Genomic DNA, 7,495 nt, shown 5'->3' with positions numbered 1-7,495 from the left:
GGTCCCTCGCCGACTACCTCGCCAAGATCAACCCGGACAGCCAGCCATCAAGGTCATAGTTGCCCTCGTGATTTGCGGTGCGTCACACTAGGAGCCCCGCATCACCGACCTCCCCGCCATCGAGATCGTCCGGCACCCTGTGCACGGCGTCGCGGTGACCGGCCTCGCCCACGCGACCTACCAGCACCGCCGCCTGCTGGCCGACTACGGCTTCACACCGCTCCAGAGCAGCGACGACCTCGTCCTGACCGCCCAGACCGACAACATCTTCATCCACGCCCGCCAGGCCGTCGCGGCCCTGCGCTCCACCGGTGCCAGCGTCAAGGCCGACCCGGCCTTCGACTACGCCCAGCCCCCCGGGCACGCGAGCCCCTCCGCCATGGCCGCCGGGCCGAACGCCCGGATCATCACGCCCTCGGTCGACGTCGTGGTCGGCACGCACCCGGAACACGGCATCGTGGCCACCAACCACTCCGGTGACCCGGCCGCCGCGAAGCTCCTCGCCCAGCACGGCTTCTACCGCACACCCGGCCACCCGTCCCTGTTCGCGCTGACCAAGCAGGACCGCGACGGCGTCCGACGGGCCGCCGACGCCGTCGCCAACCTGCGTTCCGTCGGACTGAGCGTCACCGCCGACCTCCCGTACGAACCGCGTGCCGCGCACGTCGAGGGCCCGTTCCAGACCCGCATCGTCCAGGTCGAGGAGAACGCGCCGAAGCCGCCCGCACACGCCGGGCCCGACGACCCATTCCTGACCAAGGTCATCCCCGTCGACCGGCCGCAGAAGAGCGCGGACCAGGCCCGTACGCCTGAACCCGCCAACCGCACCGAGCTCGACCCGTTCGCCACCCGGCTGCACGCGGCGCCGCCGGCCGCGCGCGCTGCCGCCGACCCCCGGATGGCCGCGCTGGTGACCAACCGGCAGCAGACGCTGGCCGCGATCGAGCAGATCCTCGCCGGCCTGTCCCAGCAGCTGCGCGACGACCCGCAGGCACTGGACCCCGTGCAGGTGTCGGCAGTCCTCGCCGAGGCGCAGACCACGCTCGGCGGAGTGCGCCAGGACCTGGAGACGATCTCCGCCGCCAGCCCGGCCCGCCCCCGGTCGGCCGCGCCCGCCGCCGCCCGCCCCGCCGCCACCGCGACGCTCGGCGCCCGAGCCCAGGCAGCCCGGGCCACGAGCCTGCGCCTGGGACGGGTCACCGCAGCGCAGCCGGTCGAGGCCGTCGCGCAGCCCGTCGACCCGCGGCGCGAATACAGCATCCACACCCGCTGACCTGGAGGTTTTCCCACCTTGCCCGTCAAGACGACCTGGGCCGTCACCCACGCCTGCAGCCACGACGCAGACCATGACCTCTCCTCCCGCCCGGCCGACCAGCGCGCCGGCTACGCCCGCTGGCTCGCCGGGCGCGACTGCACCAACTGCTGGCGGGCCCAGCGAGAGGGCAACAGCGCCGCCGACCGCGCGGCGTGGCTGGAGAAGAAGCGGGCCGAGGAACAGCAGGCCGCCTCCTGGTGGGCCGCGAAGTTCCGGATGCCGCCGCTGGACGGCCCCGAGCGCGCCCTGGCCTGGGGCGAGCGCTCGCGCCACCAGCTGATGACGAACGCCTACCGCGCGTTGGTCGCCGAGGGCGAACTCGGCGAAAGCGGCTGGCAGGAGATCGAGGACCAGGCCCGCACCGTCGACCGCGCCGGCTGGTGGATCGACCAGCGCGAGGCCGCCCCCGGCGACCTGCCGGAGCTGCTGGCCGCCGCCACCGACGCCGACCGCAGCACCGAGAACCCCTACTGACCCGCCCGGAGGTTTCCACCGCCTTGTCCCTCACCACCGCCCTGTCCAACGCCCAACCCGGCACCGCCGAGACCGGCAGAGTCGCGGCCTGGGCGATCCGCCGGATCGGCGACCACCTGCGCGACAGCCCGTCCCCGGCCGCCAGCGCCACCGCCCTGCAGGCGGTCGAAACCGCGCTGTACGAGGTGGAGGAGGCGCTGCGCCTCGCGGCGGAGAACGCCGCCGCCAACGACGGCACCTCCGCCGAGTTCGTCGCGGGCCAGCTGAGTTCCTCCGCCCTGTCCGCCGTGCGCCTGCGCACGCGCGTGGAGACCATAGCGGTGCGGCTGCGCGGGTACGGCGACGCCTTCCCCGTAACCGGGCCGGTCGCCGAACCTGATCGTCGGCACGCCGCGCAGGCCGAATCCGCCCTCCTCGCCATCACGACGGCGCAGCGGGCCGCCGCCACGGCCACCGCCTTCGAGCAGACCGCGGACCCGGGGCGCATCGCCAGGAGCCTGCGCTGAGCGTGCCCGCAGGCGAGGAGGTCCGCATCCGGCCCGGCCGGTTCGGGCCGGTGGAAGCGAGCGGCGCCGACGAGCAGGCTCTGCGCCTGATCGCGCCCCTCGGCTTCCGGCCGCCACGCCGGGCCGCCGGCCCCGTGCACCTGCAGACGCTGGACGGTCCGCTCGCCCGCCAGGCCCTGGCCACCCAGGCGGCCGACCGCCTGGCCGAGGCCGGATACGAGGTCGACCTCGCCCCCGAGCTGCGGATCTCCGAGGCCGGCGAGCACCTGCTGGAGCTGCTCGCCGACCTCAGTCAGCAGATCGGCCACGTCAGTGACGCCCTCGACGAGTTGGGCGACGTCCACGATCTCGCGGACGCCGCTGCCCAGATGGTCACCGGCCCGTACAACCCGCTCGACGCGCTGCAGGACCTGCTCCAGCGAGCGGGAGACAGCGTGCGGCGCACCGCCGGCCGCGACGCAGGCCACGACGACCTGGCCGTCTGGTTCTGCGAAAGCGCCCAGCAGATGGGCGGCATCGTCTCCGCCGCCGCCGTCGCCTACACCCCCCGCCCCGGCGGCGGCACCCCTGAGCGCCAAGCGGCGGTCACCGCCCGATCGGCCGCTGCCCGGATCGGCGCGAGCGGCCCGATCCTCACCGCGCCGGCCGCCGACGTAACCACCCAGCCCACCACCCGGAGAACACCCTGACCACCGCACCGCACCCGCCGGGCGACACCCCGCGGTACGCCGACGTGCTGCGTACCGCAGCCGACCAGCTCCAGGCCGCGGGCCCCGATCGAACCGTCCTGCTGCTGTCCAGCCTGCTCGGCGATGACGGAGTCCTCGCGGTCACCTCCCGGCTGGCCGCAGAAGCCGCCCGATCCCTTGACCCGGTGATCCCTCCTCTCAGCCATCGAGAACCGTACGCCCACGCCCCCAAGGTCCGCAGCCACCTCACCGCCATCGCCGAAGTGATCGAGGCAGAGCTGGCCGCGGCAGGGGAGGACAGCGACGACCTCCTGCGGGGCCTGGGCGCCTGGGCGCCTGGGCGCCTGGGCCAGGATGAGCCTCTCCGAGATCGCCGCCGCCAAGGGCAACGCCGGATCACGCCCGCGCTCCGGCGGCGCACCGGAGCACCTCTATCTCTTCTGGGTCGACGGATCCGACCACGGCCCCTACCCCGGGCTGGTCGGCCCCGCCTACACCGCGGGCGGGCTCGGCTCCTACTGCAGCGCGGGCTTCACCCGCGAGGTGGCAGTGCGGATCGTCGACGACCTCCACGCCGACGACTGCGACCTGACCGCCGCGTGGCAGGACGACGGCACGCTGCGGTTCACCTGGTCCGCGAACTACGACGGCGTCGGCGGAACCGAGGAGGCCCGACCCGATGACCGCGGCCTCTTCCGTATCGGCGGGCTCTGGCCCTGGGACTACTCCAACGTCCCCGCCCCTGAGCCGCTGCCGCGACCCGACGCCGCGCAGGCCCACTCGCGCACCCGCGCTGCCAGCACCGCGCCGCCGACTCCGGCTCCGGCCGTGGCGCCGCCGACGATCGCCGCCACCCGGAAGTCTCGGTGAAGACCCCGTCCACCTGGCTGGCAGCCAACGCCGCCACCGCAGTGCGTCAGCTCACCGACGACCTGACAGCGACTGCCGACCCCGCCGTCGCGGCACGTCTCATCGAGCTGGTGACCGCCGACGAGGGCGTACTCGAAGCGCTGTCCGACTTCCTGGGCGCCGCCTCCCGCTGGACCGACGCCCAGGCGGATACCGCACATCTTCGCGATCCCATCGGGCGAGCCGGCAACGAGGTGTACGAGGCGGGCACCGGTCTCGACACCGTGCCCACCGAACTGCGCGCCCTCGCCGCCACCCGCGTCAGCTCTACGTCCGCCCACCCGCGCGCCGTCGTGGTGTCCGCAGCAGCGGCGACGCGCCGATCGGCCGTCCCGCCGTCCCTGCGGCGGCTCTGAGGAAACGTTCCCGCCCTGATTCCTTCCATCACCCGCTACGCCAGTACCCGGGACCTGCTCGTCTCCGCGCAGCAGCAAGCCCGGCACCGCCCCGGCCAGCCCCGGCCCCGGATCATCGCTGCGTGGCGGCCCGTCCCCGAGCTGCCGCGGCCGGGGACCGCCGAGCTGGACACGCTCGTCGCCGACCTGGACGAGGACCTCGCCAGGCTCCGCCCGGAGCGCGAACGCCGGCCGGGCCGCTCACGGGATGTGTGGCACTGCACGCTGCGGGCCCACCCGGACTCGGCCGCGCTGACCGACGCCCGGTGGGCGGAGGCGGCCCGCCGCGTCCTGGCCGCCGCCGGCATCGCCCCCGACGGCGACCCGCTGGCCTGCCGATGGGTCGCCCTGCGCGTCGACAGCCACGAGATCCGCATCATCGCCCCGATGGCCCGGGCCGACGGCCACCTCCCGCAGCTGGACCGTGACGCCTCCCGCGCCCACGCGGTCTGCCAGCTCCTGGACTTCGAGTCCCGCCGAGCCGCCGCCACCGTCCTCCCGCGTTCTGCCGCCGCCCGCGCCGCGTCGCCAGCAGCCCAGGCAGCCGGGGCCGCCGCCGTGCACCAGCCCGACTTCGCCAGCCTCGCCCGCGTCGCCGAGCCGCGGACGACCGAGGCACCACGGCGCTGACCGCACCAGCGCGGCCCCGGCCGCCCGGAGCACCGGCCGCCTCACCAGTCCGCCCTGTGGACTTTCCCCGCCGACCACGCTGCCTCGGGCCGTGGTCCGGCTTCACCACGCCAACCATGCTGCCCTGGGCCGTGGTTGAGCTTCCCGCAAGGAACCCCTCTGCCCTCCGCCACCCCCACCTCACCTTCCTCGTCCCCCGGCACCGACGCCCTCCTCTACACCCTGATCGGCGCCGGCCTCGCCCTGGTCGCCTACGGATCCCTCGCGTGGATCGGCGGCAACACCACCAACCTCCTCGCCGGCCACGGTCCGTGGACGCCGTTCCAGCCGGTCACCGCAGCCCTCCACCCACAGCAGCTGTGGCCCACGCTGGCCGCTCTCCCGCTCCTGGTGGGCGCCCGCGTCATCCCCGGAGCAGCCGCCGCGGCCATCGCAGCCCTCGGGCTGCGCCTGTGGCTCAAGCACCGCCGCTCCAAGGGAACCGGGCTCGCCACCAGTCGCGAACTCGCCGTCCTGCTGCCCAAGGAGATCACCCTCAAGGCCCGCAGCCTGCGCCCGAGCCTGGCCGACGCCAAGCCCGGGACCATCCGCCCCGAGGACACGGGGATCCTGCTCGGCAGCCTGGGCAAGGGCGGTCCGGAGGTCCGCACGTCCTGGGAGGACGTGGCCGTCGCGATCATGGCGCCCCGAAGCGGCAAGACCACCTCACTCGCCGTCCCGTCCATCCTGGCCGCCCCAGGCCCCGTCCTGCTCACCTCCAACAAGGCCGCCAACGACGCCTACACGGTGACGATCGAGGCGCGCGGCGAGGTGGGCCGGGTGTGGACGATGGACCCCCAGCAGATCGCCCACACCGAGCAGGCGATGTGGTGGGATCCGCTGGCCGATGCCCGCGACCTGCCCGGTGCCCGCCGCCTGGCCGGGCACTTCGTCACCGCCTCCGTCGACGCCTCCAGCCAGAAGGACTTCTGGAGCACGGCCGCGGCCAACACGCTCACGGCGTTGTTCCTCGCGGCGGGCGCCGACGGCCGACCGATCACCGACGTCCTCGGCTGGCTCGCCCAGCCCGCCGACCGGACCCCGATCGACATCCTCAAGGCGAACGAACTCACCGCCATCGCAGCCCAGTTGCAGGGCACCGTCTCGGGCGCCGTCGAGACGAGAGACGGAATCTACGAGACCGCGCGGCAGTACGCGGCGTGCCTGCTGGATCCCAAGATCGCGGTCTGGGTCACCCCGACCGATTCCCTCTCGGAGTTCCGCCCAGCCGAGTTCGTCACCGCCCGGGACACCCTGTTCCTGCTGTCCAAGGACGGCGGCGGCAGCGCCTCCGCGCTGATCGCCGCTGCGGCCGACAGCGTCATGCGCACCGCCGTCCTGCAGGCCGAGCGCGACGGCGGCCGGCTCGACCCGCCGCTGCTCGCGATCCTCGACGAGGCCGCGAACGTCTGCAAGATCGCGGACTTGCCCGACCTGTACTCCCACCTCGGATCACGGGGCGTCATCCCGATCACGATCCTGCAGTCCTACCGCCAGGGCCAGAAGTGCTGGGGCGAGGCGGGCATGGACGCCATGTGGTCCGCCGCGACGATCAAGCTGATCGGCTCCGGCATCGACGACGCCGACTTCGCGGACAAGTTGAGCCGCCTGGTGGGCGAGCACGACGTCGAGAGCGTCTCCCACTCCACCTCCGAGTCCGGCCGCTCGACCTCGACGTCGATGCGGCAGGAGCGGATCCTTCCCCCGGACCAGATCCGCGCCCTCAAGAAGGGCACGGCGCTGCTCCTGGCGACCGGCATCAGGCCCGCGATGCTCGAACTGCGGCCCTGGTACAAGGAGTCCGGCGCCGGCGTGATCGGCAAGGCATCGACGCGGCAGACCGCGGCGATCACCGAGCGGGCCAAGGCCAAGGCGGGGGCCGCCGCATGAGCCCCCGCCTGCCGGCCCACCCCGCCACGATCGCCGCCCCGACGGTGCGCACGCTGTCGCTCGGCGCCGGGGTCCAGTCGACTTCTCTGCTCCTCCTGTCCGCCCTCGGTGAGCTTCCGAAGCTCGACTACGCGATATTCGCCGACACCGGATGGGAGCCGAAGAAGGTCTACGAACATCTCAACCGCGTTGAACGCGAAATAGCGAAGCCTGCCGGTATACCCATTTTCCGAGTCTCCTCCGGAAACATCAGGAACGACGCCCTCGACCCGGCCCACCGCTTCGCCAGCATGCCGCTCTACATCCTCAACAAGGACGGCTCACCTGGGATGACGCGCCGCCAGTGCACCGGTGAGTATAAAATTTCACCCATTAAGAAGAAGGTGCGGGAAATTCTCGGGTACCCGTATCCGGCGCGCATCCCGGCCGACGTCTTCACTGAACAGTGGATCGGAATCTCGACGGATGAATTCCACCGTGCGAAGGACGCCGATGTCAAATACACCCGCAACCGGTTCCCGCTGATCGAACTCGGCCTGTCGCGTGGCGACTGCAGGGCGGCGTCGTTCAGGCAATCTGTCCGGTTTGATCACATGATGCCGAGGGTGGAGAGCGGGCGGCGGGGGTCGCGGGCATGGTGACGGAGTC

General features: G+C 73.1%; 8 protein-coding genes and 1 pseudogene. All 9 read left to right on the top strand.

Annotated features, from left to right (window positions below; all coding sequences use genetic code 11):
• The first annotated feature begins 139 nt into the window (after positions 1-139).
• Entirely contained in the window at positions 140-1,273 is a 1,134-nt protein-coding gene (locus tag ACFTWP_RS40975) for a hypothetical protein (protein ID WP_380270290.1), read from the top strand.
• An 18-nt stretch (positions 1,274-1,291) separates the two neighbouring features.
• Complete coding sequence (locus ACFTWP_RS40970) at positions 1,292-1,789, top strand: hypothetical protein (protein WP_380270289.1); 498 nt, start codon at positions 1,292-1,294, stop codon at positions 1,787-1,789.
• 23 nt (positions 1,790-1,812) lie between these two features.
• The gene (locus tag ACFTWP_RS40965) at positions 1,813-2,295 is read left to right on the top strand and encodes a hypothetical protein (protein ID WP_380270288.1); all 483 of its coding nucleotides are present in this window, start codon (positions 1,813-1,815) and stop codon (positions 2,293-2,295) included.
• A gap of 2 nt (positions 2,296-2,297) precedes the next feature.
• Positions 2,298-2,984, top strand: coding sequence for a hypothetical protein (locus ACFTWP_RS40960; protein WP_380270287.1), 687 nt, complete (start codon positions 2,298-2,300; stop codon positions 2,982-2,984).
• A gap of 354 nt (positions 2,985-3,338) precedes the next feature.
• Complete coding sequence (locus tag ACFTWP_RS40955) at positions 3,339-3,854, top strand: hypothetical protein (protein ID WP_380270286.1); 516 nt, start codon at positions 3,339-3,341, stop codon at positions 3,852-3,854.
• On the top strand, positions 3,851-4,249 hold the full coding sequence (locus ACFTWP_RS40950; protein ID WP_380270285.1) for a hypothetical protein: 399 nt from the start codon (positions 3,851-3,853) through the stop codon (positions 4,247-4,249). The genes ACFTWP_RS40955 and ACFTWP_RS40950 overlap by 4 nt, the downstream gene beginning before the upstream one ends.
• A 249-nt stretch (positions 4,250-4,498) precedes the next feature.
• On the top strand, positions 4,499-4,918 hold the full coding sequence (locus tag ACFTWP_RS40945) for a hypothetical protein (RefSeq protein WP_380270284.1): 420 nt from the start codon (positions 4,499-4,501) through the stop codon (positions 4,916-4,918).
• 135 nt (positions 4,919-5,053) lie between these two features.
• Positions 5,054-6,847 carry a type IV secretory system conjugative DNA transfer family protein gene (locus ACFTWP_RS40940; RefSeq protein WP_380270283.1) on the top strand — a complete coding sequence of 598 codons (1,794 nt, stop codon included), beginning with the start codon at positions 5,054-5,056 and terminating at the stop codon, positions 6,845-6,847.
• Between the two features lie 86 nt (positions 6,848-6,933).
• Positions 6,934-7,401, top strand: a pseudogene (locus ACFTWP_RS40935) (hypothetical protein); the annotation flags it as partial.
• Positions 7,402-7,495: the final 94 nt, after the last annotated feature.

This window comes from Kitasatospora sp. NPDC057015 (assembly GCF_042673745.1).
Lineage (GTDB): Bacteria > Actinomycetota > Actinomycetes > Streptomycetales > Streptomycetaceae > Kitasatospora.
The sequence above is the reverse complement of the archived record's forward strand: the minus strand, read 5'-3'. Positions and strand labels throughout refer to the sequence as shown.